We start from the raw sequence: 25,872 nt of genomic DNA on the forward strand, positions 1-25,872 counted from the left end.
CCAGCATGGCATCGAGACGCGTCGGCTCGTCGTCGATTCGTTCCTGCTGATGGACCCCTACACGACACTGCGTCTTCACGCGCTGCCTTTCTGGCTCGTATTCTGCACCCAGCCGTCCGCCGATACGCTGCGCCGCTTCCTCGATTCGCAGCCCCCGTTCGATGAAATCGACGTGATGCTGTTCTCGCACGGTACCGAAGGCATCGGCGTGACGCGCATCGATGAATGGAAGGAATTGCTCGGCCGTGCGTCGCGCGAGGGGCGCTTTCTGGGCGTGGATACAAGACGTTATCCACGCGACTTCGCGACCTTCGTGCGCTTCGATCAGGCGCTCCGGGAACTCGGCCCGCAGCAGACTCCACCCCCACCGATGACGCTCGAACAGTTCGAATCCGTTTTTCGCGAACACGGGCCCAAGCACGGCGTGAGCATGACGATCCATCCGCGCGGAATAGGTTCGTCATGCGCGCACTTCTGCTAGTGATCGCGCTCGGCATCGGCATATCGTATGCGGGCATGCTGGCCGCCCTCTTCTGGCTGCAAGGCCGCCTCGTCTATCCGCTCGAACGCCTGCGGCGGCGTCCATTCGACACGGCGGACGACCTTATGGGCGACGTCACCGTTCACACCGACGACGGCCTCACACTGAGCGGCCGCTATCGCGCATCCTCGCGCGAAGGCGCACCCACCGTAATTCTCTTTCATGGCCACGGCGACGACATCGGCATGCGTGCGCATATCGCCCACGATCTGGTGGCTGCGGGCTACGGCATCTTTCAGGCGGAATACCGGGGCTATGGCGGCAATCCCGGCACGCCCCATGAAGCCGGGCTCTATCTCGATGCGCGCGCGGCCTATGCATTCGTCGCCGGGCGAGCACGCTCGATCGTGCTGCATGGCTATTCGCTCGGCTCGGGTGTCGCTACCCAACTCGCACTCGAAGCGCGCGTCGACGCGCTCGTGCTGGAGTCGCCTTTCACGAGCATCGTCGATGTAGCCGCGCAGCGCTTTCCGCTCTTTCCGGTGCGCAGCCTGGCGCGCGACCGTTACGACAATCTTTCGAAGATTGCAGCGGTCGGTACGCCGCTCCTGATCTACGGCGGCGCGAACGACCGTGTCGTGCCGCCGTGGCATTTCTCCCGGTTGCATGACGCCGCGCGGCAACCCAAGCAACTTGCGCTCATACAAGATGCGGATCACATCGACGTCTGGACCGCCGGTGGCAATGTCCATGTCCTTCAGTTTCTGCGCGAACTGGAAAGCGAGTAAAGCACGCCGACGCCCGCGTCTGTGGCTCAATGATCGAGAAATTGCCGTAGCTTGTCGGCGCTACTCGGGTGCATCAGTTTTCGCATCGCCTTGCTTTCGATCTGTCGAATCCGTTCGCGTGTCACGTCGAACTGTTTGCCCAACTCCTCGAGCGTATAGTCCGACGCGGTATCGATGCCAAAACGCATCCGCAGCACCTTCGCCTCACGCGGCGACAGTGCATCGAGCGCGTCATCGACCGCGGCGCGCAGGTTCGCATGCATGGCCGCGTCCGCAGGCGATGCCGCCATTGGATCTTCGATCATATCGCCAAGCGTCGCGTCGGCGTCCTCGCCCACCGGCATTTCGAGCGACACGGGTTGCCTGGCGACCTTCAACATACTGCGAACCTTCTCTTCCGGCAGTTCCATGCGCTGGGTCAGCGCTGCAGGATGAGCCTCGCGTCCAGTCTGCTGCAGGATCTCGCGGGCAATCCGATTGAGCTTGTTGATCGACTCGATCATATGCACTGGCACGCGAATCGTGCGCGCCTGATCCGCAAGCGAACGCGTGACAGCTTGCCGCACCCACCACGTCGCGTAGGTCGAAAACTTCCAGCCGCGTCGATATTCGAACTTGTCGACGGCTTTCATCAGGCCGATGTTGCCTTCCTGAATCAGATCGAGAAAATGCATGCCGCGGTTCACGTACTTCTTCGCGATGGAGATCACGAGGCGCAGGTTGGCCTCGATCAATTCGCGCTTCGCCTGCCGCATTTTCGACTCAGCCGCCATCATCTGCCGGTTGATCTCCTTCAACTGTTGCAGCGGCAGTCTCGCGTTCGCTTCGATATCGATCAGCTTTTGCTGTTCCGCCTGGATAGCGGGCAGACTGCGTTCGAGCGCGGGTCCATACTTGCGCGACGCGGCGGCGGCGCGTTCAATCCAGCCGGGATCGGCTTCGTGCCCCGGAAACGACTCGATGAACTTCTCGCGCGGCATCAGGCACCGGTCAACGACAATCTGTACAATACGCCGCTCGACCGCGCGCACCCGCGCGACCTGTTGCTGGACATCGGCACACAGCCGATTGATGGCTCGCGCTGTGAAGTGAATTGGCGCCAGTTCGCGCAGCACATATGGGCGATGATCCGTCAACCAGCGCGGTCAACGCCGACTGCCGGAGCTGGGACATACCTAATCTTTGGATATGCGACGGCTCCGTGTTTCCGACTGTCGGTGGCGTGAATCCTTCGCTGACCATTCAGGCGATAGCGTGCCGAACCGCCGGTCGCATCGTCGAACCGGCTGCGCACGGCGAACTTTAAGCCACCCACCTTTGCAGGACGGATATGCAGAGCGCGAGCCGATTTCAGTCGCGGGAGGTTAATGAAATCGACCTCAAGTCAGGTTGACGCTCCAACGTACCCTGCGCGAGTTTGCCGGGCCGAAAGCTCTCCGCATGTCTCCCATAAGCGCGGTACGACTGAACGGGCATCCGCCAGCGGAGCGGACGCCCGTTCAGCGACGAGCGCCATGCCATTACGGCTGTCGCTGTCCACCCTGGTGCTGCGGTGCCTTTTGCTGGTTCTGCTGCTGTTGGCCTTGCTGTTTGCCTGTTTCCTTCGGGTTGGCGGGTTGGGAATTCGATTGCTTCGTATCACTCATGTCGACACTCCTTGCCGGATACGCCGGCTGCTTTTACAAAAAGAGCAAGCCGCGTTCCGCCGCGGATGCAGACTTTGCAACCGCAGAGCCAAGCGGGCCGCATTCATCCTGCGGCTTACGCGGATCTCCCTTTGTCATATTCGGTGCGCACGCCCGCGGGCAGCCACGGCTCCTTGTGACAACACCACAGTTCGTAACTCGGCTCATATAGGCCAACACGGTCGAAAGCGCCCAGCGGGAGATCCAGCTCCTCGCCATCGAGGTATTCCATGAACGCCACCGATCCGCATACCGGGCAAAAATGCCTTCGCGGTTCGGGCGAACTCTGCCAAGCCTGCGTCGGCCCGGAGAACGCTACAGCACCACGCTCGAACATCGCGTAACCGCCGAATACGTTGCCATGTATTCGCCGGCACGTCATGCAATGGCATATCGACACTCGCCTGGGTCGCGCGCTCACGCGGAACCGCACCGCTCCGCACGCACACCCGCCGGTTTCCTCGATTGGTTCGCTGTTCGTCACCACGATGCACCCCTTCGCCCGCAGTCTGGACTGCGCGCCACCGGTTACTTCTCGCTCTTCTTAGGAATCTTTGCACCCGACTTGCGCGCCTGGTTCAACGCAATTGCTACAGCCTGTTTGTGTGGCTTACCGTGTTTTGTTTCGGTCTTGACATTGTGCGACACGGTATCCTTCGACTTCCCTCTCTTAAGCGGCATGATGTTCTCCTGTCGATCAAAATAGTCCTGAGGAAGCAGCCGCCTGGTAGAGCGGCTACACGTGGAGCAATCGCAGCATGCAGCGTGCCACCTTAGCGACGGACGTGCAGCGATGAGGCTCTGTGTTTTCGACTGTCGGCCGTGAATCCTTCACTGACCATTCAGGCGATAGCGTGCCGATCGTCGATTGCATCGTCGAGATGGCTGCGTGCGGCGAACTGCAAGACATCGCCGTGCGGGTGTGCAGGCCCTTAACCCAGGAATGCCCGTTGCTCAATCGTTGAGCCCACGCAGAAGGCGTCACGCGATGCCCGCTGCGGCCACCGGCCGACGCAAAGGAGTGCGAACATGTCCGACACCAAAAACCAGTTCACCATGCAGGACCCCACGAAGCAGTACCCCCAGCCGCCTTTCGAACGCCAGCCGCAGTCGCCCCCGGGTCTCGCGAAACAGATGAACCCGCAGCCCGATCACGGCGAGACCAGCTACAAGGGTTTCGGCAGACTGGCAGGCCGACGCGCGCTGATTACGGGTGCGGACAGCGGGATCGGCCGTGCGGTTGCGATCGCCTTTGCGCGCGAAGGCGCCGACATCGCGCTGAATTACCTGCCGAGCGAAGAAGCGGACGCTCGTGAAGTCATCCAGATGGTCGAGGCGGCCGGCCGCAAAGCTATCGCGCTGCCCGGCGATATCGGCGACGAAGCGTTTTGCACGCAGCTTGTCGATCAGTCGATCGAGCAACTCGGCGGCCTCGATATCCTGGTGAACGTCGCGGGCAAGCAGACTTACGTCGATGACATCGCCGAGCTTTCGACGGAACAGTTCGAAGCGACCTTCCGCACCAACGTCTTCGCCATGTTCTGGCTGTGCAAGGCTGCGTTGCCGCATCTGCCGCCAGGCGCGACCATCATCAACACGACGTCGATCCAGAGCTATCAGCCCAGTCCCGGGTTGCTCGATTATGCGTCGACCAAGGCTGCCATCACGGCCTTCACCCATGCACTGGCGAAACAGGTCGTAGGCAAGGGTGTCCGTGTGAATGCCGTTGCGCCCGGGCCGGTATGGACACCGCTGCAACCGAGCGGTGGTCAACCACAGGAAAAGGTCGAGAAATTCGGTTCCGAGGTTCCGATGAAGCGACCGGGACAACCTGCCGAACTTGCGCCGGTCTATGTGCTGCTGGCGTCGCAGGAGTCGAGCTTCGTGACGGGCGAAGTGTATGGCGTGACTGGCGGCAATCACCTGACGTGATCGGCGCATGTCCTCTGGCAGATTGACCGGCACCTACTGGCTTGCCGCACTTGCCGGTGTGCTTACAACGGGCGCTTCGCTAACCGGCGCGTCCGTCGAGCTGGCCGCGCTGCCTGCAGCGCTATCCGCCCGGTTCGCGGCATTGCTGGTGCCCGCCGTGCCGCTCGGGCCGGCGGAATTGCTCAACACACCGCTGCTTGCCGAGTCCATCGCACCCGGGTTCCCGTTATCCGTCCGCTTGCATCCGGAGGCCACCGCGACCAGCGCGGCGATCAAGACATAAATGAACTGATTCGTCATCGCCCGCTTCATGACCTGGTACCTCCAAAGGTATGTTGTGCAACATCAGGTTGCGTGCGGAATTCTACTGAATAGCGAGCATCGGTCATGCCCGATTGCGGATCTGGCAAAACGGTCGCTCTTTCGTAAGGAATGCGCATTGCTCCGCCTCCCGGTGATCACTAGTGACTAATCGACGGCGCACGGGCCCAAGTGCAGGGATGGCGCCGTGACGACCTTTCAACACGACGGCCTTCCGGAGGTACGGATGAATGAAGCGAACATGGACCAACGTCTCGAAGAATTAGAACTGGCGCTTGCCGCTATCTTCGAATCGCCCAAAGCACCAGCGGTCAGCAGTTATGACGAAGGCACTCGCCTATTCCTGCAGTTATCGTGGGTTGTCGAATCTCATCGCGATACGACGCTCGACGCGCGGTGTGTCATCACCCTTTCCCTGGAGCGCGAACAATTCGATCGTTATGCGTCGCTCGATACCGCGCAACGCAAGGCGTTTCAGGCGCGTTTGGCCGAATGGGTGCGCCAGGAGTTTGCCAGGCGCCAGAATCCGCCGGTATTGCAAGGAGACTGCGCAGTGGAACTGGCTATGCCGGACGAAATCCTGTGACTACCGGGCGTGGTCCTCGCATTGGAAAGCAACCTTGCCGCCAGCAGCGCATGCTACGTGTTGGAAAACGCGCCCAAAAGTACACGAGCTGGAATTCGACCCGGTAACTCTTGCCTGCTCGACCGTGGCGGTTGGCCCGGCGCGACTTCTGCTTTCCAGTCTGCACCGTCCGGTGTACGCTGGATGATTCCTGCCGCAGTCCCACAGCAAACCAACCGGGGCTGTCTACAGCCCCATCGCCCCTACTGATGACCACGCCAACATCCTCCGATCCCGGCCCTGGACAATCCGGCGCGACGGCTGCTTCGTCTAGCTCCCCAACGTTTCCCGTGGTTGGCATTGGCGCCTCGGCCGGCGGGATCCAGGCGCTTCTTCGCCTATTCGACCAAATGCCCGCAGACAGTGGCATGGCATTCGTCGTCGTGTTGCATCTTTCCCCGAAGTACGAAAGTCGCGCCGACCAGGTGCTGCAGCGCGTAACCTCAATGCCCGTCATGCAGGTTCGCGAGCCGACACACATCGAGAAGAACCGCATCTATCTGATCTCGCCGTCCAATGACTTATCCATGTTTGATGGCTACCTTCGCGTCATACCGGCGGAGCGTCCGTCAGGCAGGCCGGTGGCGATCGACCGGTTTTTCCGTAGTCTCGCGGACGCGCACGGCACGCGTGCCATAAGCGTGATCCTTTCCGGCACAGGCAGTGACGGGACGGCTGGAATTGGCCGCATCAAGGAGTGTGGTGGCGTCACGCTGGCTCAGAGCCCGGACGACGCCGAGTACGGCGAGATGCCGCAAAACGCAATCGCGACGGGGCTGATCGACATGTCGCTGCCGGTCGTCGATCTTCCGCAAAAACTGCTCGAACTGTGGAGCAACGCACGGGTGATCCAGTTACCGGCGGTTGAAGGTGAGCCGCCGATAGCCGCGGCCCCGCCAGGTGAAAGCGCTGTCGCAACGGCCGAAAGCGCGTTGCACGCAATCCTCAAGGCATTGCGGGTTCATACCGGGCATGACTTCCGTCACTACAAGCGCGCAACGGTGTTGCGGCGCATCGAACGACGCCTGCAGGTCAATGCCCTTCCGGATCTGCCTTCGTACCTCCATTTTCTGGAACGGCATCCCGACGAAAACAAGGCGTTGCTGCGGGACATGCTGATTGGCGTGACGAATTTCTTCCGCGATCGCGAAGCATTCGAAGCGCTGGAACGGGAGGTCATACCCAGGATCTTTGAAGCCAGAGACGATGAAGAACAGGTTCGCGCCTGGGTCGCAGGCTGTGCGACGGGGGAAGAAGCCTATTCGCTCGCCATGCTGCTGTGCGAACGGCTGACCGAAGAGAATCACCAGACCGGCATTCAGGTGTTCGCCACCGACATTGATGAGCGCGCCATCGAGTCGGCGAGATCCGGCAGGTACCTCGAGTCCATCCTGACCGATGTGCCGCCTTCGCGGTTGCGGCACTTTTTCACGCACGCGCGGGGTGTTTATGTTGTCAGCAAGGCGCTCAGGGAAAAGGTCCTCTTTGCCGCACACAACATCCTGCGTGACCCGCCCTTCTCGCAGCTCGACCTCGTGACGTGCCGCAATCTGCTCATCTATCTTGACCGCGAAGTGCAGCGGCAGGTCCTGCAGACTTTTCATTTCGCCCTGCGGCCTGGCGGATACCTTTTCCTTGGGAGCTCCGAGTCCGCCGAAATAGCCCAGGACCTTTTTGCCCCCGTCGACAAGAAAAACCGGATTTACCGCGCAAAACCCGCCACGAACCGAACGCGAGTGACGCCCCCGCTGGCCACGGTCGGGAAAACATCGCAACCGTTCCAGATTGACGTCGCCCGGCCGTTACCGCGGCCGGCAAGCTTTTCATTTGCGCCGTTGCATCAGCGGGTGATCGAGCACTTCTCGCCACCGAGCATCCTCGTCGACCGGGACGCTGAAATCCTGCACATGTCCGAGCACGTCGGACGTTTCCTGCGTTACGTCGGCGGCGAGCCATCGCACAATCTGCTCACTGTCGTGAATCCTGATGTGCGCCTCGAACTGAGAACGGCACTCTATCAGGCGCTACAGCATGGCAAAAGTGTCGAGGTCAAACGGGTCCGGTTCTCGCGGGGCGACACCTTGTCCTATGTCAGTCTCTCTGTGCATCCGTTTCACGACGACGCAGCCGGCGGCGACCTCCTCGCCATTTTCTTCGACGAGTCTGACGAAGCGGAAGCGAGCGATTCGGCTGATCCGGCGCGGCCCCTCGGTCAGGACCGGGTCGTTTCCCACCTGGAAACCGAGCTGATCCGAACGAAAGAACTTCTGCAGTCCAACATCGAACAGTCGAACCTGTCGACCCAGGAACTGAAAGCGTCGAACGAGGAATTACAGGCAATCAACGAGGAGATGCGCTCGGCAACGGAAGAACTCGAAACCAGCAAGGAGGAGCTCCAGTCGGTCAACGAGGAACTGGTGACCGTGAACGCCGAGCTACAGACGAAAGTCGAAGACGAAGCGAGGGCAAACGACGACCTTCAGAATCTCATCGTTTCGAGCGGCATCGCGACGATCTTCGTGGATCGGGCGATGCGGATCAAGCGCTTCACCGCGCCTGCAGTAAATATCTTCAACCTGATCGAGACCGACGTTGGCCGGCCCTTGCTGGACCTCCGGCATCGCCTGAATTATCCGGAACTGGCTCAGGACGCGGCTGCCGCGTTCGACACGCTCAAGTTGACCGAACGGGAAGTCAGCACGAACGACGGCGAGTGGTTCATTGCGCGACTGCTGCCGTACCGGACACTCGACGATCGCATCGAGGGTGCGGTGCTGACCCTGATCGATATCACAGCGCGACGCCGCGCCGAAGATGTGGCGCGAGCGGGCGAAGAGCGATTGAAGTTTGCCGCACTCACGACAAACGACTACGCGATCATCGTGCAGGATCTGGACGGCGTGATAATGAGCTGGAACAGGGGCGCGCAGAGCGTGTTCGGCTATGAGGAAGCGGAAGCTGTCGGAAAGCCGATCGATCTGATCTTTTCAGCGGAGGACCGGGAACAGGGTGTCCCGCTGGCCGAAAGAAAAAAGGCCAGAAGTGCAGGCCGCGCGGACGATGAACGGTGGCATGTGCGCAAGGATGGCAGGCGGATCTATTGCAGTGGCGTGGTGACCGCGATCGACGCGGAAGGCTTCAGAGGCTACGCGAAAATTGCGCGGGATCTCACGGACCGGAAAAGCGCAGAAAGCCGCCAGGCTGATCGGCTCGAGCTCGAGCGACGGGTCCGCGCACGCGCCGTCTCGGCGAACCGGCAAAAGGACGAATTCTTTGCGGTGCTATCACATGAACTGAAGAACCCGCTTAACCTGATACACGTCAAGGCGGAAATGCTGACGCGGGCGCCAGAACTCCGGGACATCCCGCTGGTTCGGGATGCGACGGGCGTAATCCTCCGGGCGGTGGTCGGTCAGGCAAAAATCATCGACGATCTGCTCGATCTGTCGCGCGCGCGAACCGGCAAACTTGCGCTGCATCTGGCAGCCGTAGACATTTCGGCAATCGTGCGCACCGTGGTCGACGCGAGCGCATCTGACGCAGCCGCGAGCGGTATTACTCTGTCCGTTTCAGGTATGGACGGCCCTGTTCTGATACAGGCAGACCCGGTCCGTCTGGAACAGGTGTTCTGGAACATCATCCGCAACGCGTTGAAGTTCACCCCGTCGGGCGGCCGGGTAGAGGTGAGGCTTTTCCCTGAAAATGGATCTGTGTGCGTGCAGGTCGTGGATACCGGGGAAGGAATCGCGCCTGATTATCTTCCCCGCATCTTTGACATGTTCAGCCAGCATCAGACCGGTCCCGCCCGGGAGCACGGCGGCCTGGGTATCGGCCTTTCGCTGGTGAAGCAGCTGGTGGAAATGCACGGCGGCCAGATCCACGCGAAATCCGACGGCATCGGGCGGGGTGCGACGTTCTCCGTGAGACTGCCCGAAATCGCGACCCCGTTGCCTGGGGAACATGCGAACGTCGAGGTCGATGGGAGCGTTCTGAAGGATTTACGCGTGTTACTGGTTGACGATTCTGCCGACGCATTGGACGCCTTCCGTACGCTGCTGGAAATGGAAGGCGCGAAAGTCCGTGCAGAACTCAGCGGCAAGGCGGCCCTGGCCGCGGCAGCCGAAGCCAGATTCGATCTGATTCTGTCGGATATCGGTATGCCAGGAATGAGCGGCTATGAACTCATTGCTGAACTGCGGAAGTTACCCCAGACGGCAACCACGCCGGCAATCGCCTTGACCGGTTTCGGACGCGTAAAAGACGTGGCGGAAGCACTGCAAGCCGGCTTCGACGCACATGTCGGCAAACCGGTATCGCTGGTTTCGTTGCTTGCTGCAATCGGGCAATGCGGTCCTGGTCGCAGCGTTACCTAGAGGCACCTACGTCGTCTACACAAGAACCTCACGGGCACGACAAAGTGAATGGTTGTCGCTGAACTGGCGCGCTCGTAGATTTCTGGAAAATCATGGTGGCGCCATTGGTCGCATGTCAGCGACCAGCCCGCCGACATCATCGCACCAGCGGTCATTCGTCGGCTACCCTCGCCCATCCGGATCTGGTGCAAAATAGCCGGTCTGAACGATGTTATATCTATATATAGGATATCTTATTGAATCGAGAGTACTGCATTCCAGGTAGTGGATACAGCCGTATCTTTGAGTCGCAAGCTGGCAAGCCCAAATTGTCCCTTGCGAATGCGATGCATCAACTCGATGCCGGCAATCGTGGTCGCGGCGCTCCTGAACCGTTTGAAGCCGAGCATCACGTTCGTTCTGGACTTGATGTTGCGATGGTCCTGCTCGATCAGATTGTTCAGGTACTTCGAGGACCGAACCTTCGTGTCTGCCGGCAGCAGACCATCGGCTTTCATCTCACGTACCGCCCGGTGTGAGGCGGCATACCCATCGAGCGTGATCGTCTCCGGTGGCTGGCCCTGATGCCGGATGGCCTTGCTAAAAAAGGCTTTTGCCGCAGCCACGTCGCGCTTTGCACTGAGCGTGAAGTCCACCGTCTGGCCGGCCCGATCCACCGCCCGGTACAGATAAACCCATTTGCCGCGAATCCTCAGATAGGTCTCGTCAACGCGCCATGACCGCCCTGCCGGTATGGCAAAGCGATTCCAGCGCTTCACGAACTCCGGTGTAAATCGCTTCACCCAACGCATGATCGTCGTGTGCGCCAGCGACAAACCCCTTTCGGCCATCTTCTCGACGAGATCGCGCAGGCTGAGCTTGTAGCGCAGATACCAGCGCACACAAAGAATGATCACGTCACGGTCAAAGTGACGGCCGGCGAATAGCCCGTCCAGACGCTCAAGCTTGCTCATCGCGGCTCCTCGAATCGATCAGATCGACACTCTAACCGATTCGTTGATCGCGCTATTTGCACCACAGCCTCCAATTGCAACCTGCCGGTTTCCGTCCTCTATCAGTATCCCTCGCGCGAAGCCAGTCGAACGTCAGGTCGCCACTGCGGGCAATTTGAGCAAGTCCAGGAAAGCACGGGCGACAGGTATGAGCGGTTGTCCCGCGCTGCTGCCCTTATACACGGCCGCGAGTTCCCAGCACGGCTCCTCGGCTTCGCACAGAGTCGCCGTCGCGACCGGCGCGCCGCGCGTGTTTCGCCCCCTTGCGGCGGCCACGGATTCGGGCACCATGGCGATCGCAAGCCCATGGGCGGCCAGTTCAATTAACATCGGCATATCGTTGATCTCGAAGCTGGTCCGGCGTTGCAGCCCTGCGGCCGCAAAGCATCGGTCGACGAGACGTCGCACGCTCCACTCCGGGCGCAGGTCGGCGAATGTTTCGTCGATGAAATCGGCCAGCTTTAACCCGCTGGCGCCCGCGAATCGATGATGCGTTGCGCAGACGACGACCATTCCTTCGCATGCGAACATGTGCGATCCGATATCGTCCAGCGACGTATCCGGCGGCTGTGTGAACGCGAGGTCGAGGCGCCCTTCCTGCACCCCGTCAATCAACGCGCGCGAGCCGTCCAGTGTCAGTTCGATATCGATCCCGCCGAACGCTGCCCTAAACTGTCCTAGAGAAGCGGGCAGGTCGACGAAAGGCGCAAGACCGTGAATTGCGCCGATGCTCAGCCGGCCGCGTGCGAGTCCGTGAACCTGCGTCACCGCGTGCCGCGCGTCGCGTGCGGCAGCCAGTACCCGCTGCGCTTCTGCGAACAGCACTTCGCCGGCAGGCGTCAAGGCGACTCGCCTCGTGCTGCGATTGAACAACGGTCCGCCCAGGTCTTCTTCCAGCGAGCGGATCGACGCGGACAATCCGGACTGCACAAGGTTGAGGCGCCGCGCCGCGCGCGTGAAATGTCGCTCTTCTGCGACCGCCACGAAATGTTCCAGTTGCTTCAAGTCCACGTTGGCACTCTTTCCTTGCAGAGACGATTAATCACGAAAACCGCACAATTGAATCACATCTTTCTATTGGAATGGTAATTTAATCTCCGTTATGGTCGGAGGTCTGGAAACGCCAAGGAACACTGGCCACGAAATGCGGGCGCAATGGTACTTAACGACCGCACGCCGGCTGTGAATCCTCGCAACGTGCATGGAGATTGCCTCATCATGGACTACCGTCAACTTGGCCGTTCGGGCCTCAAGGTGTCGACCGTCACGCTGGGCACGATGACGATGGGCGGCAAAGGCAAATTCGCCAGCGTCGGCGAGGTCGGCCTCGACGATGCGCGCCGGCAGATCGACATGTGCATCGACGCGGGCGTCAACCTGATCGATACTGCGGACGTCTATTCGAACGGTGCGTCGGAGGAAATCGTCGGCCAGGCGCTCGGCGGCAAGCGCAAAGGCGGCGTGCTGATTGCGACGAAAGCCCGCTTTCCCATGGGTGACGGCCCGAACGACCGGGGTCTGTCGCGGCATCATTTGATAGAAGCCTGCGAGGCGAGCCTGCGCCGTCTCAAGACCGATGCAATCGACCTCTACCAGGTGCACGAATGGGACGGACTCACGCCGCTCGAAGAAACGCTTGAAGCGCTCGACCTGCTTGTCCGGCATGGCAAGGTCCGGTATGTTGGCTGCTCAAACTACTCGGGCTGGCACCTGATGAAGGCGTTGCATGTGAGCGAACGCGATCGCCTGCCGCGCTTCGTGAGCCAGCAGATCCATTACACGCTCGAAGCACGCGAAGCGGAATACGAACTCGCGCCGATCGCACTCGATCAAGGCCTGGGCATTCTCGTCTGGAGCCCGCTCGCAGGCGGCCTGCTGTCGGGTAAGCACCGCCGCGACGCGACGCCCGAGGGCACGCGTCAGCTCGCCGGATGGACGGAGCCGCCGATCCGCGACGCCGAACGACTGTGGTCGATCGTCGATACGCTTGTTGAAATCGCCGGCGAGCAGAATGTCTCGGCTGCGCAGGTGGCGCTCGCATGGACGCTCGGGCGCCCCGCCGTCACGTCGGTCATCATCGGCGGACGCAACGAGAAGCAGTTGCTCGACAACCTCGGCGCGGCGAACCTCAGGCTGAGCGCCGAACAGCGCGAGCGGCTCGACAAGGTGAGCGCGCCGCCCCTGCTCTATCCGTACTGGCATCAGGTGCAGACAGCGCACGATCGTCTTTCAGTTGCGGACCTGTCGTTGCTGGAGCCCCATCTCAAGGCGTAGGTGTGATGCGGCCGACATCGAATCCCGGCCGCCCGGAAAGTGACAGACAGCTGTTTCGTTATCCTAAAATGAAGAGGCAACTTTGATGAACGTTTTTACACCAGAACAACTCGTTTCTGCGCAACAGGGCAACATCACCGCCCTGTTCGCGCTGGCGAATCAAGCGTTCCACGGCTTTCAAAAGCTGATCGAACTGAATCTGCAGGTAGCCAAGTCTACGCTTGCAGAAGGCGAAGCAAGCTGGCAGGAAGCGCTGTCCGGCAAGGCCCCGGAGGCGTTCCTCACCAGTCAGGCCAACGCCACGCAGTTCGTTGCGGAGAAGGTGCTGTCGTATAACCGTCATCTGTATGAAATCGCGTCGGGCACACAGGCAGAATTTTTGAAAGTCGCGCGAGCGCAGTACGAACAGCACAACCGGAGCGCGCAATCGCTCGTCGACGGTCTCGCGAAGAACGCGCCCGCCGGCTCCGAAGCGGCCATCACAGCGCTGAGATCGGCGTATTCGACTGTCAGCCTCACCTACGAAACGGTGCGCAAGGCCGCCACGCAAGCCATTGAAGTGGCGCAAAGCAACTTTGCCGCTGCCACTGCCACTCCTTCGCAGGTTAGCCTGCAGGCCGCCGCGCGGGTTTCACGCGTTGCGAAGCAGTAACGGTTGAACCGCTGCGCGTTGCCTGGCACGGCTCTGCGCAGCACAGCCTTCCTTTGCGCCTTGGCCGGATGGTCCGGAAACTGGTCCAGAAAGCCGGGCGTCGCGCGCTTCGCGGAGCCAGCAGGCAGCGCTGGAACTTCACCGTTAACTCCCAGCGCAGAAATGGGCTGGGACACGTCGAAGGTCAACGTGAACGGCGGCGCGATTGCGATCGGCCATCCGATCGGTGCGTCTGGTTGCCGGATTCTCGTCACGCTGTTGTATTAAATTCAGAAGCGCGATGCCAAGAAGAGGCCGGCGTTGTTGTGTATCGGCGGCGGCATGGCTGTGGCGCTCGCCGTCGAATGTGTCTAATGATTCAATTCATATGAAGCGGCGCGTTTGCAACGCATATTGTGGCCCGCAGACGAACCGCGCTTCATTCGCGCGATATCAGGAGTCAACCAAAACCCGCACGATTTGAGCAATGCCGAGTCCGTTACCTTCGGTCGCGCCGAAGGCAGCGGCGCATTGTGGCAGGGCCAGTGGTAGCCGGTGTAGTACTGCCACTGGAGATTCACGACTCTCTGAAATATTAATATCAAGGATGAGTAAGATGACGAAACGAATCGCGGTGGTGACAGGTGGTATGGGCGGCCTTGGAGAGGCGATCAGCATGAAACTGCATGATGCGGGTTATGCCGTGGTAGTCACATATTCGCCGAACAACACCGGTGCAGATGACTGGCTGGCCAGAATGGAATCTCAGGGGTACCAGTTCCGAGCCTACCCCGTAGATGTGGCCGACTATGACTCGTGCCAGCACTGTGCGGCGAAGATTGGGGCTGAGGTTGGCCCGGTCGACATTCTCGTGAACAACGCGGGTGTCACGCGGGACATGACGCTTAAAAAGCTGGACAAGGTCGACTGGGATGCGGTCATCCGAACCAATCTGGATTCGGTATTCAACATGACAAAGCCGCTGTGCGAAGACATGATTGCGCGCAGCTGGGGCCGGATCATCAATATTTCGTCCGTCAACGGTTCGAAGGGCTCCATCGGGCAGACCAACTACGCAGCGGCCAAGGCTGGCATGCACGGCTTCACCAAGTCGCTGGCGCTGGAAGTGGCGCGCAAGGGCGTAACGGTCAACACCATTTCGCCGGGTTATCTCGCGACGAAAATGGTGACGGCAATTCCGCAGGAAATCCCTGGACACGAAGATCCTGCCGCAGATTCCGGCCGGTCGTCTTGGCAAGCCGGAGGAGGTAGCATCGCTGGTCGTCTACCTGTGCTCCGACGACGCCGGTTTTGTGACGGGGTCCAATATCGCGATCAACGGCGGCCAGCATATGCAGTGAGGCGGCGACGAGTCACCGGTCACGTCGCATTTGACCGCAAGTCCGCACTAGGCTCACTGCGTCCAGCGCAGAGACATTCTCACGTGCGAACATGCCGCCCCGTCCGGTCGAGGTGCCCGGATGGCGGGATGGCATAGCCGCAGTGTGCTGGCCCCACGGCCTTGGAGTCGTTGGGGGCAAGATGCGATACCACTGTTCTTCCAGGAGGACCCCGGCATGGGCGAAACATGGGTGGGGCTGGTGATCGGATGCTCGACGCTCGCTATCGCGCTGCCACTGGTGATGGGTCACTATCGCTGGGAACGACATCGGGCACGACTGCTTCAACACCTGGATCATCATGACTGGTGGTATCGCACGCGTGGGCAATGGTGACTGCGCGACTCAAGTATTCAGAAAGCAGATCACATCGGGGAGCAAATGTGGAGTGGTGCGTGTCACAAGAAAGATCTGGTGCATCTCGAAGCGATGGTGATCCGGCTTGAGCAGCTAACAGCGCTGGGCGATTCGATTGCCGGCACCTCCCTTGTCGGTCAACCGGAGTACTGGCGCAGACGCATCGGCATGTTGCTGGAGAGCGCCGGGCTCTCCACAGCCGACAGGGAACTGGCGCGGGCATTGCTGCGGAGACTGGCCAGGATCCCGGAAAGGCGGGGCAGCCGATGACGTCAAATGAGCGGGCACATACGTGGGAGGCACGTGACGCAAGGAACGACCTTAGTCCTCGCGCTACAAAAGAATGTGAAATCACAATGGTGGGCTGCCAGACTGGCTGGAATGAACTGCGGATAGTCGAACACACTGAAAACCGACATGGCTATACACGACCACTTAACGACAACACAAATCCCGGAGACATCGCCGGACAGCCGCCGTGAGCTCACAGTTCGCGCGAACATCCATGGCATGAGAGTCGCTGCAGTCTGGCAAGTGCTGATGTCTATCGCCCGGGACATCGAAAACATCAGGTTTGCGACCGATCAAAGTCAGGGATACGAGGCAATCACAATATCGTTTGCTCCCACGTCTTTCGAGTCACTGGAAGCGATAGCCGATCGCATCAAGAATATGCCGTGGGTGGTGGACACCGTGCTATGTTGAAGATAGATGGCGGCTGTTGATCAGGCTTGTCACGTGTGGCGTGACATGTTCGGAATGGAGGTATCGATGAAAATGAACCGAATCCCCGAGACCAGCTACACGAAGGAATTTCGTGAAGAACGCGGACGGTCATATGACACTGCTGGCCAGTTCCTCCGTAGTACTCTCGAACGGCCGCTTTGGGCAAGAACTTCCGCCGCTCGAATCAACACCGCGAGCGTCGCTTCGTGGCCGAACCCGGTCGGATGCTGCGCCGATGGCGTGGTCTGCGGTCGCGCGGTTCGCGTTCAACAGGCAACCGGTAGAATCATGCCCTGAGTAGCTCTGCCAACCTTTCGTTCGACAACATCTGCGTCTATCCCGCGCCCGCCCGTGACACCGATGCTGCCCCACAGCACGAGGCTGTGGACAGCCGCCTTACGGCGGTTGCCTCGTTGGCCACCGTCTCCCCGCGAGTTTCGCCTTCGGCCTGACCACCGTTTCGGCCATGCGTGACGAGCGTCATGCGCATAAAGTTTTATAAAAGTTATTGCGCGAGAAACCTTTCAACGAGGCGCGCCCAGTACGCCGCGCCAACCGGAAGGTTGGCATCGTTGAAATCGTAGTGCGGGTTGTGGACCATGCAGCCGTCCTCGCCCGCGCCGTTGCCGATGCATAGGAACGAGCCCGGGCGCTCGTGGAGCATGAACGCGAAGTCTTCGCTGCCCATCAGGATGTCCGCGTTCGCAAAGACGTGTTCTTCCCCGACGAGTTCGCGCGCCACCTGCGCGGCGAATTCCGTCTCCGCGTCGGTGTTCACGACGACCGGATGGCCCTCCACATAGGCCACGACTGCCGTCCCACCAAAGCTCGTGGCCTGCGCCTGCACCAACTCGGCGATGCGGCGCTTGAGCAGCGCGCGCACGTCTTCGCTGAACGAGCGCACGCTCAGTTCCAGCTTCGCCGAATTCGAGATGACGTTGTTTGCGATGCCTGCATGTAGCGAGCCGACCGTGACGACCGCCGGCTTCGACGGATCGACGTTACGCGCGACGATCGTTTGCAGCGCCATCACGACGCTCGACGCCACCACGACCGGATCGACTGTCAGATGTGGCCGCGCCGCATGGCCGCCGACGCCTTCGATCGTGATAGTCACCGTGTCGCCCGCGGCCGTGAACGCGCCCTTGCGGAACAGGAACATACCCGGCGGTATGCCTGGATGGTTGTGCGCGCCGAACACGGCGTCGCAGGGAAAGCGCGTGAAGAGGCCGTCGGCGATCATCTTCTGCGCGCCACTGGGGACGCTGCGCTCCTCCGCCGGCTGGAAGTACAGGTGCACCGTGCCGCGGAAACGCTGCGTGCGCGCGAGATGGCGCGCGGCACCGAGGAGCATCGTCGTGTGGCCGTCGTGGCCGCATGCGTGCATCTTGCCGTAGGTCGCGCTGGCGTAGGGCTTGCCGGTCTGCTCGACGATCGGCAGCGCGTCCATGTCCGCGCGCAGGCCGATGCTGCGCCTACCCTCGCCCACCTTCAGCGTGCCGACGACGCCCGTCTCGCCGACTCCGCGCATCACCTGCCAGCCCCATTCGGCAAGCTTCTCCGCGACAAGAGCGCCGTATGCAGTTCCTCGAAGGCGAGTTCGGGATGCTGGTGTATGTGATGGCGAATCTCGCGCAGGGAGGCGGCGTCGTCGGCGAGATCGAGGATTTCGGTGTAGCGCGAAGTGAGAGTCATCGGGGAAGCCCTCGTGTGTCGGGTCGGCGCGGCGGCTTTTGGGTCGTGTCACCATTTAGGGGCTGCAAGAGCAACGTGCGCACGGCGAACACAGTTGTACCGACGGTCCTCCCGCGACATCCGATGCGTAACGTACCAAACCGCCGTCAGGCATCCGCGCTACCGGGAGTCCGGGCCTTTCCGGTGCAAGCCAAATGCGTGCACCCCGCTTCCAGTACCATCGTTCGTATTTCCCGAGCCGACGAACACCATGTCGCCGACCGGAGTGGCTCCGGAATTAACCGATCCAGGCATCTTAAAGCTCGCCAGCAATGCGCCAGACCGCGCATCATAGGCGTTCAGGGACGGCGGCAACAAGAGCCCAAGTGTGCCAGCAAAGACGACATCGTGAGCAAGTGTGGTCGGCGCAAAGCTGAAATTCATGGTCTGCTGCCACAGGACGCCACCGCCACCGACGTCGATGGCATGCATACTGGGCTCCTGGATGAACGTATCGCGGGAGTTTGATGGATTGCACAGTCCACTCTGCGTAACCGGATTACCATCACCGATTCCTGTCGCACTGAAGAGCCGCGAACCGTTAAAGGCAGCAGCACCGAAAAAGCCGCCTGCCATGCCACCGAAGACGACGTTCCTCGACCATACAAGTCGTCCTGCCGGATTGGAGCTAAGGCGGTTAAGAAGATAGTAGGTACCATCCTTTGCGCCTACGCCAACGTACCGGCCCTGGTCCGCGTCAATTAGATTGGCCGACGCGCCAAAGTCAAAATCGCAGTGGTTCGGGTCACTTGCGCGCGGGCGAAAGGCCCATCTGAGTCGCCCCGTCCGGGTGTCCAAGGCGATGACGGCTTCGTGATAGGGTGTGGTTGCATCTTGTTTGCAGTCGCCGGTGTCGAAAAAGACCAGGTGGTGATCGACGTCGATCGCCGCAGAGGACCATACGCTGCCGCAGCCCCGATTCCGACCGCCAACAACGCGCCCATGCACAATTAGCGGCTGCCCGTTCCCGTTTAAAATCGGGTCTACCTCGAAACGCCAACGAATCCGCCCAGTCTCACTATCGACCGCTGCGAATCCACCCCGGTAACCAGCCACGCCATCGGCGGTCCATCCGACGAAGATTGAGTCCTCGAAAACGGCAGGCGATGAGAAGATCCGCGTCGGATCTTTTTGATCGGCGGCGCAGTTCGGCTGATCCGGATTGCCGCACATCACGCGCTTCCAGCGCAGCGACCCGTCCTTGGCGTTCAGGCTGTAGAGGGTCTTGCCGGCGGCGAAATAGACCTTTCCTGCAATGACCGCCGCGGACGAGGTGATCAGGCCGCCGTCGCCGAAGAAGCGCGGCGGCGGCGTCTGGCCGGGGGCAAGGCATTGCGACGGGACGGGAACTACCGAGTTCTGGCAATCCACGCCGAACTTCCATCGGAGCCCTCCCGAGCGGGCATCGAGCGCATAGAAGTACCCGTCCCACGAACCGATATAGACGACATCGTCCACGACGGTCGGCGATGCGCTGACCGCGTCGCCGGTAACGAAGGTCCACGTCGGTTGAAGACTCGCAACATTGCGTGGATTTATTCGGGAAGCCGGATTACTGAAGGTATGTTCCAAATTCCGTCCATACATCGGCCAGTCGTCGTCGTCGTGCCTTTCAGCGTTTGCACCGGCAGGTAGCATCAGCGAAAGAAGAAATATGACTATGCAGACTCGCATGATTGATTCCCCATGCCGCAAGGTCAAACAGCAATCGAACGTCAGATAGATTCTGCCGCCCATTTATCACTTGGCCCGGCGCGGCTTTATGCCTATGCAGTCACGCGGGCACTTCTTCACTTGTTAAAATAGGAGAGAAACAACTGAAAGCAAGATCTCTTTAACGTCATGACCGGGTGGCACGGCACCGCACGTGGTGGCTTGTCCGAATTGAGCTAAATGTGTGACCGACGCCTCCGCCTTTGATCGGCCGCCGCACTTGCCGTACATTGTGCGGGGCAACCGAAATCGTTAGATTGCGTTCCCTGAAGAATCAATGACTTGTTTACAAATTTGGTCAACTCGTTTGCAAGAGCGGTACCGAAATAGTTGGATTGGTCGGATTTGCGACGTGAATATGTTGGATTCGCCGGAAAGTCGCGAGGCGCTAGTAGGCCCCTGCCTGCGGATCGAAGTTAATTCGGTCGAAGCCGAATTGGGATGGATTTTGGACTGGCTCGATCCACAAGTCACGAACGGATCCGGCTAGCCTTTACGGTACGAAAAAAGGCTCTGTCGGGACGGATTGAGCAGCCCCATGAGAAGTGCTCGCCAGAACTACAGCTTTCATCCGACCGTATTGCACGACTGGAAGCGGAAAACCTGCGCCTAGCGGCCGAGAACTACAACCTGCTTGAGCAGTTCGCACGCTGGGCCTACAACGCGCACACCCGCAACTTGAGCATCGAATTCTTAAACAGCGCCCTCCCCGGCGTGGATCGCGAGCAGAGCGGGCGTCCGCGTTCTTCCGAGAGCCATGCGCCCAACGAAGCGGCTAAGGTCAGCCGCATCGCCGTTCCTCGCCGCGCGCGGAAGTTCTCATGATGCAAACGGCGACCGCCGATACCGCCGACCGGTGACTTTCCGTAGCGACCCACTCAGTCAGGCAACTTCCTCGCAACCGGTCAGTTAGCCAGTTAAGTTTTTGCAAACTGGAATGCCCGTAAGCGGCCGTTGGCACCGTTGGCAACCTCACCCAATCGGCCAATTGCGGACGGTCGACTCAGCGCACAGTGAGACATTCGAACGGCTCAATGACCTTGATACCAGCCATCCATACAGCAGAAGGCTCGGGATGCCAGCGGATCGTCGCGGCCGTCGTCGTCTGATGCCGTGTTCGGCTCACAATCGGATATCGCCTGGTTCGACCCGCTTGAGGAGTCCATAAGCCAGCCGGCAAAACACGAGGAAGTGTGCGCCGGTGTTACACCAGCGCTGTTGGCTGCCATTACGCGCCTACTTAACGGGTTGTAGACGTGCCGCCCGACGAAGTCTTGACCTTGCCCGGCCGTGTGCCCAACGAGAATATTCGACCTCGCTTCGACAGTTACTGGACTTTGCTTGCCACTGCGATGATCACGGCCGCAACCGTCTTCGGGTGGCTAACGGCCAATGAGCAACGCGACACAGAGGGCCACTCCGAACCCGTAGGTTCCCAACGCCCCGATAGCCCTGGCCGGATTGGGCTTCGACATGGTGGGCCAGGCCAGTAGTGAAACCACCAGAAGCAAACGGCAGGCAGTTGCACCTGCCATGCACCAGAGCTGCCAGTGAGGCGGATTCCGGGAGCCGAGGTGCAGAAAAAGCACCGCGAAGAACGGCGCATACTCGGCGGTGTTGCCATGAGCGCGAACCAGTTTGGTTAGCAGCTGGTCAGGCTCAGGCGCGTAGCCGCTCAGCAGGCCGACGCGAGATCGCACGACCGAGATCGTGAGTCCAAGTACGAACAGGAGCAGACCGAGGACACCGGTGCAGGCCAGTGCGATGCTGTTCATTCCATACTCCTTTCTTGACAGGGGAAATTAGCGATTCGGCGACGCCTTGCGGGCAATGGTGAGTGACGGCCCAGACACTCTTCCTTACTCTTGGGGAGAAGGGCGACACCCAAAATCTCTTCCAACCGACACGGCGCGATACGCGTACCGATCGCCGTTCGCATGGCGCCGTCCGCACCTTTGAGTTCAGCGCAGCGACCGGAAGCTCACGCGAACCTCGTCCGAGAACGCTTGCGGCTGCTCCCAGGCCGCAAAGTGTCCACCTTTGGGGAGGCGGTTGTAGTGAATCAGTTTCGGGTATGCCTTCTCCGCCCAGCTCCGCGGCGCGGCGTAGATCTCATCCGGAAAGACGCTGACCGCCACCGGGATGGCGACGTGCTTCGGTGCAAAGAAGTTGAGCTTGTTTTCCCAATACAGTCGGGCCGAAGAAATTGCCGTGTTCGTGAGCCAATAGAGCGTGACGTTGTCGAGAACGTCATCTCGCGTAAGAGCCTCGGACTGACCATCGAACACGCGGGCGATCAGCGCCTGGCTGCTGGCGTCGTGGTCGAGCATCCACGCGGCGAGGCCGACAGGTGAATCTTCAATCCCGTACAGCGTCTGCGGGCGGTTCGCCATCTCCAGTGCGTAGCCAAGGCCGTGCTTGTAGAAGTAGTCGAGCTGAACGAACGCGCGTTTCTCGTCGGCTGAGAGGCCCGCTGGCGCCGGCGCGCCTGCCTTGAGTGCCTCTGCAACGTCGTCCGGTACGGTGGCCGGCATGTTGGTATGAATGCCGAGCAGTTCCGGTGGCGCCAGCAGGGCCATCTGCTCCGTGACCGCATTCCCCCAATCGCCGCCTTGCGCGACATATCGCGTATAGCCGAGACGCTTCATCAGCACGATCCACGCGCGTGCGATGCGAGCCGGATCCCAGCCGGTCGTGCTCGGCTTGCCGGAAAACCCGTATCCTGGAAGCGACGGAATCACGACGTCGAAAGAATCGGATGCATTCCCGCCATGCGCCGTCGGATTGGTCAGGGGATCGATGATCTTCAACTGCTCGATGATGGAGCCGGGCCACCCGTGCGTGACGACGACGGGCAACGCATCCTTGTGCTTCGAACGAACGTGGATGAAATGGATGTCGAGCCCATCGATCTCGGTGACGAATTGCGGCAGTGCGTTCAGCTTCGCTTCGACTTCCCGCCAGTCGTACTCGGTCGCCCAATAGCCTGCGAGTTTCTGCACGGTCGGAAGCTGTACGCCTTGCGATGCGTCAGTCACCGTTTCCCGCTCAGGCCACCGGGTCGCCGGTCGGCATCCTTGAATACGGCAGGTGTCGTACACGCGCAGAGCGCGAATGGCACGATCACTGCGGCAAGCGACAGGCTCGTTTTCATTGTTGTTCCCTTGATCGTTGTTGTCAGCGCCCGATGTTCGGACAACCTTGTATAACGACTGATCGATCGGAAAGTTTAGTCGAAGGCGGATAAACGGGGCCCCATCTTCGGCGTTCCCAAGCACCGGGTACAAGGAACGAACAGCCGGTGCGGGCTAAACTTCGGGCGGCGAAATGCCGTTAAGCCGAGGTGGTGGTAATAATGACGAGAGAACGCAATGAAGCGACTAGTCCTATGCGGCGTGGTGCTCACGCTTGCCGGTTGCACTGACACGGGGCCGATAAAGGTCGGTCCTGACACTTACACGATTTCCACGCGTGTCCCGTTCGGCGGTCCCGCTTCGGCCAAGGGGCAAGCCCTGACGGAGGCGAATGCCTTTTGTGAGTCGAAGACCCGAGAAATCCTGCTCGATCACGAACAGTCAAGCGAATGCGCGTTGCACGGCGGTTGCGGCGAAGCCGAAATCACTTTCTATTGCCTAAAGCCCGACGACCCGCAGCTTCAACGCCCGAAGTTCAGGGCCGAAGCGAATCAGCGTATCGAAATCCAACAGAAGTAGCCGACGAACAGTACGTCGTCATCGCCACGCAGAGCGATCGGGCGCGTGTCGTTCGTAATGTCTGTGAGGAAAACAGAATAGCGCGAAAGACCTACACGGCGATCCTTGTTCTCGCGCGTTTAACGGCTGCGTGCTCAAGCACGGGCGTCGTGTCGATGGATGGTGATGCATACACAGTGTCCACTCGAAGCGCGCAAGTCCGGTACAGACCGCTGACGGGCCGAAAGCTGACAAATACTGCGAGGCAAACACTGCACCCGGCCGATTCTGTTGAAAAAGTCGTGTTTTAGTTTTGGGGCGTGGGCTTTGGCAATACGTTTCGAGTTGGAGAGTCCAGCGAGGCGGCGGTCTTGCAACGTGCGACGCCCCCCGTTTCTCGTCATATCGCTGCCTGGTTTGCGTGCTTACCTTCAGGCGTGAGCCACTTGGCCATTCTTCGCAGATTTTGCGCAGTTGCTGCCATCAGAAACTCATCATGGGCACCGCTTGGGCCACGCAGTCGCAAGCGATCAAGTTTGAGGATGCGCTTGAGGTGAGCGAAGAGCATTTCCACCTTCTTGCGCTGCCGGCGCGACTGTTTGTATTCTGGGGTTGTCGCGATGCGCCTCGCTTCATCACGTGCAGCTTCATGGATGCTGCGCACGATTTTGCGAAACTGCATATTCGGGCAACATCGATCCTTCATCGAACAGCCATCACAGTCCATCTGACTTGCTCGGTAGACGATGGTGTCTGCTTTCGTGATGTGCGTGCGTGGATTCTTCAGTGGACGCCAGTCGCTGCGTAGCGCGTTTCCCGCAGGACATCGATACTCGTTGGCCTGTTCATTCCAGATGAATTCGCTACGTGAGAACGTATTGTCCTTGCGCGTTGTTTTATCCCAGACCGAGACGTGCGGCTCGATGTGTTTCTCGTCAACCATCCAGTCAAGCAGCGCCGCTGTGCCGTATGCAGTGTCACCTACCAGTCGGCGAGGCTTCAGGTCCCGTTGGTGTTCAACACGATCGATCATTGTCCTGGTTGATTCGACCTCTTGGGACTGGTTCGCCGGCGTCGCTTCAACGTCAACAATGATCCCTGCCTCCAGGTCAATCAGGTAATTCGTCGAGTATGCAAAGAACGCAGGACCACCCGGTGCAGCCGTCCATCGTGCAGCAGGATCGGTCAGGGATATCTTCTTTGGAGGCGTCGAAGACGCTGCTGGCTCTGACGTGTCCGCTTCCACCGGATTGGTTTGCGCCAGTGCCTCAAGATATTCCTGCACAGCCCGGCTCTGGCCGTCGGCACGTCCCCAATCGATAGGTTCTGTTCCCGGCACTCCGTTCGCACGACTCGCGTCGGCCTTGATGATGCTTGCATCAATCGCGAAGCCCTCGCCCTTGACAAGCCCCTCGGCCATGCAGCGGCTCAGCACGGATTCGAACACGTGACGCAACAGATCGCTATCGCGAAAGCGCCCGTGACGGTTCTTTGAGAACGTCTAATGTTCCGGTACGGCATACGCCTGCTTTAATCCGAGTCACGGACGCTTGCTCAAGGAGCAGATGCGTGGCTTCGGCCAATGGCGTGCGCCACATTGTGCGCTCCACGACAAGCCGCTTCTGCGTGAAGCAACTTCGCGACATAGACCGAATGCGCCGGTAAAGCTGCGCCCCGCTCCGTAGCGCTTAGCGGACATACGCTCAAGTGGACCGTGCCGACGGCCCATGTTCGTGATCAGAAACGGCTCAATATCTCCTTCTTTTTCTGGTCATAGTCCCCTTGAGTTATCAAACCTTTTTGAAGCAGACCCTTGAGTTTGTCGAGTCTCGCAGCAGCCGTGTCCTGCGTGTCCGCGGAAACGCCGCCTACCGCCGACAAAGTTGGAACTGCAGTGGCTGCAGCGACTTCACCATAACTATCCTGCGACAATACCTGCTGCATTTTTTTCACAGCATCTTCCATGGCTCGCCTTCCCGCAATTCCAAAGTCACCTTTGAAATCAGAGAATCCGGCTGACCGTCCATTTCCCACCACTCGAGGAGTGCCTAAAATCTTCCCGTCCGCGCCTCTCACAACCGTTGTCAAATCTACGGTGAAGTTGGTTGGTGGCCAAGTGAAGAAGCCAGTCGACCCGGAACTGGTGAT

General features: G+C 60.0%; 21 protein-coding genes and 7 pseudogenes. 16 read left to right on the top strand and 12 right to left on the bottom strand.

The window, feature by feature from the left end; translation table 11 throughout:
- Positions 1–481, top strand: a pseudogene (locus P0D89_RS40875) (hypothetical protein); the annotation flags it as partial.
- A complete protein-coding gene (locus tag P0D89_RS40880; protein WP_408367219.1) occupies positions 463–1,269 on the top strand; it encodes an alpha/beta hydrolase in 807 nt (268 codons plus the stop codon). The pseudogene P0D89_RS40875 and the gene P0D89_RS40880, both read left to right, overlap by 19 nt.
- A 26-nt stretch (positions 1,270–1,295) precedes the next feature.
- Here P0D89_RS40880 and rpoD read toward each other — a convergent pair.
- A pseudogene (gene rpoD, locus P0D89_RS40885) lies at positions 1,296–2,372 on the bottom strand (RNA polymerase sigma factor RpoD); the annotation flags it as partial.
- An 8-nt stretch (positions 2,373–2,380) separates the two neighbouring features.
- On the opposite strand from rpoD, the pseudogene P0D89_RS40890 reads away from it, so the two are divergent.
- Positions 2,381–2,575: pseudogene (locus P0D89_RS40890) on the top strand (GMC family oxidoreductase); the annotation flags it as partial.
- A gap of 214 nt (positions 2,576–2,789) precedes the next feature.
- On the opposite strand, the gene P0D89_RS40895 reads toward P0D89_RS40890, so the two are convergent.
- The 3 genes from P0D89_RS40895 to P0D89_RS40905 form a co-directional block, all read right to left on the bottom strand.
- Positions 2,790–2,915, bottom strand: a complete 126-nt coding sequence (locus P0D89_RS40895; protein ID WP_408367218.1) for a hypothetical protein — start codon at positions 2,913–2,915, stop codon at positions 2,790–2,792.
- 115 nt (positions 2,916–3,030) lie between these two features.
- Complete coding sequence (locus tag P0D89_RS40900) at positions 3,031–3,438, bottom strand: GFA family protein (RefSeq protein WP_408367223.1); 408 nt, start codon at positions 3,436–3,438, stop codon at positions 3,031–3,033.
- A 44-nt stretch (positions 3,439–3,482) separates the two neighbouring features.
- Entirely contained in the window at positions 3,483–3,635 is a 153-nt protein-coding gene (locus P0D89_RS40905) for a DUF6496 domain-containing protein (protein WP_408367216.1), read from the bottom strand.
- 348 nt (positions 3,636–3,983) lie between these two features.
- Here P0D89_RS40905 and P0D89_RS40910 point away from each other — a divergent pair, with 348 nt between their 5' ends.
- The 4 genes from P0D89_RS40910 (at position 3,984) to P0D89_RS40925 (ending at position 10,205) form a co-directional block, all read left to right on the top strand.
- Positions 3,984–4,886: an SDR family oxidoreductase gene (locus P0D89_RS40910; protein WP_408367214.1), complete on the top strand. Its 903-nt coding sequence runs from the start codon at positions 3,984–3,986 to the stop codon at positions 4,884–4,886.
- A gap of 7 nt (positions 4,887–4,893) precedes the next feature.
- Positions 4,894–5,169, top strand: coding sequence for a hypothetical protein (locus P0D89_RS40915; protein WP_408367212.1), 276 nt, complete (start codon positions 4,894–4,896; stop codon positions 5,167–5,169).
- 264 nt (positions 5,170–5,433) lie between these two features.
- Complete coding sequence (locus P0D89_RS40920) at positions 5,434–5,793, top strand: DUF3022 domain-containing protein (protein ID WP_408367210.1); 360 nt, start codon at positions 5,434–5,436, stop codon at positions 5,791–5,793.
- 248 nt (positions 5,794–6,041) lie between these two features.
- Positions 6,042–10,205 carry a CheR family methyltransferase gene (locus P0D89_RS40925; RefSeq protein WP_408367208.1) on the top strand — a complete coding sequence of 1,388 codons (4,164 nt, stop codon included), beginning with the start codon at positions 6,042–6,044 and terminating at the stop codon, positions 10,203–10,205.
- A gap of 233 nt (positions 10,206–10,438) precedes the next feature.
- Here P0D89_RS40925 and P0D89_RS40930 read toward each other — a convergent pair whose 3' ends face one another.
- Entirely contained in the window at positions 10,439–11,158 is a 720-nt protein-coding gene (locus P0D89_RS40930) for an IS6 family transposase (protein ID WP_408378400.1), read from the bottom strand.
- A gap of 132 nt (positions 11,159–11,290) precedes the next feature.
- Positions 11,291–12,208, bottom strand: coding sequence for a LysR family transcriptional regulator (locus tag P0D89_RS40935; RefSeq protein ID WP_408367204.1), 918 nt, complete (start codon positions 12,206–12,208; stop codon positions 11,291–11,293).
- A 207-nt stretch (positions 12,209–12,415) separates the two neighbouring features.
- Between P0D89_RS40935 and P0D89_RS40940 the strand changes: the two genes are divergently transcribed.
- The 7 genes and pseudogenes from P0D89_RS40940 to P0D89_RS40970 all read left to right on the top strand — a co-directional run bounded on the left by P0D89_RS40940 (position 12,416) and on the right by P0D89_RS40970 (position 16,564).
- Positions 12,416–13,471, top strand: a complete 1,056-nt coding sequence (locus tag P0D89_RS40940) for an aldo/keto reductase (RefSeq protein ID WP_408367202.1) — start codon at positions 12,416–12,418, stop codon at positions 13,469–13,471.
- Between the two features lie 85 nt (positions 13,472–13,556).
- Complete coding sequence (gene phaP, locus P0D89_RS40945; protein WP_408367200.1) at positions 13,557–14,123, top strand: TIGR01841 family phasin; 567 nt, start codon at positions 13,557–13,559, stop codon at positions 14,121–14,123.
- A gap of 156 nt (positions 14,124–14,279) precedes the next feature.
- A pseudogene (locus P0D89_RS40950) lies at positions 14,280–14,477 on the top strand (acetyl-CoA C-acetyltransferase); the annotation flags it as partial.
- 241 nt (positions 14,478–14,718) lie between these two features.
- Positions 14,719–15,463 (top strand): annotated as a pseudogene (phbB, locus tag P0D89_RS40955) (acetoacetyl-CoA reductase).
- 216 nt (positions 15,464–15,679) lie between these two features.
- Complete coding sequence (locus P0D89_RS40960; RefSeq protein ID WP_408367198.1) at positions 15,680–15,838, top strand: hypothetical protein; 159 nt, start codon at positions 15,680–15,682, stop codon at positions 15,836–15,838.
- Between the two features lie 78 nt (positions 15,839–15,916).
- Positions 15,917–16,129, top strand: a complete 213-nt coding sequence (locus P0D89_RS40965) for a hypothetical protein (RefSeq protein ID WP_408367196.1) — start codon at positions 15,917–15,919, stop codon at positions 16,127–16,129.
- A 147-nt stretch (positions 16,130–16,276) separates the two neighbouring features.
- On the top strand, positions 16,277–16,564 hold the full coding sequence (locus tag P0D89_RS40970) for a hypothetical protein (RefSeq protein WP_408367194.1): 288 nt from the start codon (positions 16,277–16,279) through the stop codon (positions 16,562–16,564).
- 526 nt (positions 16,565–17,090) lie between these two features.
- Here the strand turns inward: P0D89_RS40970 and P0D89_RS40975 are convergent.
- Positions 17,091–18,280: pseudogene (locus P0D89_RS40975) on the bottom strand (M20 aminoacylase family protein).
- Between the two features lie 159 nt (positions 18,281–18,439).
- Positions 18,440–20,056: an outer membrane protein assembly factor BamB family protein gene (locus P0D89_RS40980; RefSeq protein WP_408367192.1), complete on the bottom strand. Its 1,617-nt coding sequence runs from the start codon at positions 20,054–20,056 to the stop codon at positions 18,440–18,442.
- A 417-nt stretch (positions 20,057–20,473) separates the two neighbouring features.
- Between P0D89_RS40980 and P0D89_RS40985 the strand changes: the two genes are divergently transcribed.
- Positions 20,474–20,857 carry a hypothetical protein gene (locus P0D89_RS40985; RefSeq protein WP_408367190.1) on the top strand — a complete coding sequence of 128 codons (384 nt, stop codon included), beginning with the start codon at positions 20,474–20,476 and terminating at the stop codon, positions 20,855–20,857.
- A gap of 557 nt (positions 20,858–21,414) precedes the next feature.
- Here the strand turns inward: P0D89_RS40985 and P0D89_RS40990 are convergent.
- Together P0D89_RS40990 and P0D89_RS40995 are read right to left on the bottom strand one after the other, a co-directional pair.
- The gene (locus P0D89_RS40990) at positions 21,415–21,807 is read right to left on the bottom strand and encodes an MAPEG family protein (protein WP_408367188.1); all 393 of its coding nucleotides are present in this window, start codon (positions 21,805–21,807) and stop codon (positions 21,415–21,417) included.
- A 186-nt stretch (positions 21,808–21,993) separates the two neighbouring features.
- Positions 21,994–23,310, bottom strand: a complete 1,317-nt coding sequence (locus tag P0D89_RS40995; RefSeq protein ID WP_408367221.1) for an epoxide hydrolase family protein — start codon at positions 23,308–23,310, stop codon at positions 21,994–21,996.
- Between the two features lie 93 nt (positions 23,311–23,403).
- Between P0D89_RS40995 and P0D89_RS41000 the strand changes: the two genes are divergently transcribed.
- Complete coding sequence (locus tag P0D89_RS41000) at positions 23,404–23,745, top strand: hypothetical protein (protein ID WP_408367186.1); 342 nt, start codon at positions 23,404–23,406, stop codon at positions 23,743–23,745.
- Positions 23,746–24,124: 379 nt separating this feature from the next.
- Here the strand turns inward: P0D89_RS41000 and P0D89_RS41005 are convergent.
- Both P0D89_RS41005 and P0D89_RS41010 read right to left on the bottom strand, forming a co-directional pair.
- Positions 24,125–25,225, bottom strand: a pseudogene (locus P0D89_RS41005) (IS1182 family transposase); the annotation flags it as partial.
- 236 nt (positions 25,226–25,461) lie between these two features.
- Positions 25,462–25,872 (bottom strand): SHOCT domain-containing protein (locus P0D89_RS41010; RefSeq protein ID WP_408367184.1); only part of this gene is annotated, 411 nt, incomplete at its 5' end.

Origin of the sequence: Paraburkholderia sp. RL18-085-BIA-A (assembly GCF_046027075.1) — a bacterium.
Lineage (GTDB): Bacteria > Pseudomonadota > Gammaproteobacteria > Burkholderiales > Burkholderiaceae > Paraburkholderia.

Coding starts and splice junctions, on each gene's coding strand:
- P0D89_RS40880 (WP_408367219.1), top strand. CDS start 463: ATGCGCGCACTTCTGCTAGTGATCGCGCTCGGCATCGGCATATCGTAT.
- P0D89_RS40895 (WP_408367218.1), bottom strand. CDS start 2,915: ATGAGTGATACGAAGCAATCGAATTCCCAACCCGCCAACCCGAAGGAA.
- P0D89_RS40905 (WP_408367216.1), bottom strand. CDS start 3,635: ATGCCGCTTAAGAGAGGGAAGTCGAAGGATACCGTGTCGCACAATGTC.
- P0D89_RS40910 (WP_408367214.1), top strand. CDS start 3,984: ATGTCCGACACCAAAAACCAGTTCACCATGCAGGACCCCACGAAGCAG.
- P0D89_RS40915 (WP_408367212.1), top strand. CDS start 4,894: ATGTCCTCTGGCAGATTGACCGGCACCTACTGGCTTGCCGCACTTGCC.
- P0D89_RS40920 (WP_408367210.1), top strand. CDS start 5,434: ATGAATGAAGCGAACATGGACCAACGTCTCGAAGAATTAGAACTGGCG.
- P0D89_RS40925 (WP_408367208.1), top strand. CDS start 6,042: ATGACCACGCCAACATCCTCCGATCCCGGCCCTGGACAATCCGGCGCG.
- P0D89_RS40930 (WP_408378400.1), bottom strand. CDS start 11,158: ATGAGCAAGCTTGAGCGTCTGGACGGGCTATTCGCCGGCCGTCACTTT.
- P0D89_RS40940 (WP_408367202.1), top strand. CDS start 12,416: ATGGACTACCGTCAACTTGGCCGTTCGGGCCTCAAGGTGTCGACCGTC.
- phaP (WP_408367200.1), top strand. CDS start 13,557: ATGAACGTTTTTACACCAGAACAACTCGTTTCTGCGCAACAGGGCAAC.
- P0D89_RS40960 (WP_408367198.1), top strand. CDS start 15,680: ATGGGCGAAACATGGGTGGGGCTGGTGATCGGATGCTCGACGCTCGCT.
- P0D89_RS40970 (WP_408367194.1), top strand. CDS start 16,277: ATGGCTATACACGACCACTTAACGACAACACAAATCCCGGAGACATCG.
- P0D89_RS40980 (WP_408367192.1), bottom strand. CDS start 20,056: ATGGGCGGCAGAATCTATCTGACGTTCGATTGCTGTTTGACCTTGCGG.
- P0D89_RS40985 (WP_408367190.1), top strand. CDS start 20,474: ATGGATTTTGGACTGGCTCGATCCACAAGTCACGAACGGATCCGGCTA.
- P0D89_RS40990 (WP_408367188.1), bottom strand. CDS start 21,807: ATGAACAGCATCGCACTGGCCTGCACCGGTGTCCTCGGTCTGCTCCTG.
- P0D89_RS41000 (WP_408367186.1), top strand. CDS start 23,404: ATGAAGCGACTAGTCCTATGCGGCGTGGTGCTCACGCTTGCCGGTTGC.